Origin of the sequence: Xenorhabdus entomophaga, assembly GCF_037996725.1 — a bacterium.
Taxonomy (GTDB): domain Bacteria; phylum Pseudomonadota; class Gammaproteobacteria; order Enterobacterales; family Enterobacteriaceae; genus Xenorhabdus; species Xenorhabdus khoisanae.
The window spans coordinates 1-232 of the sequence record NZ_JBBMXH010000472.1; the positions used below are offsets into that span (position 1 = coordinate 1).

The following is a 232-nucleotide window of genomic DNA, read 5'->3' on the forward strand; positions in this document are numbered from 1 at the left end:
CGAGAGGGCAGCAATTTTCCAGCGGATCACAGCACGGTTCCCCCCTTCCCGTTTTCCCTGAATTTTGCCGACACCGTTAAACAGGCTGTAAGCGCTGTTAGCAACCTCTTTCGGGTTGGAGCTTTGGCCGATTTCGTCAATGGGCATGAAACCATCATTACGGGCGGCGGCTTCGTTGTTTAAACCGTGATTAGTGCCGTGCCACGATAATTTCAGTTCTTCGGGATCGCCG

Annotated in this window: 1 protein-coding gene; it reads right to left on the minus strand. The window is 53.0% G+C overall.

The window, feature by feature from the left end:
- A partial coding sequence (locus AAC854_RS23680; RefSeq protein WP_340619195.1) for a DUF927 domain-containing protein occupies positions 1-232 on the minus strand: 232 nt, incomplete at both ends.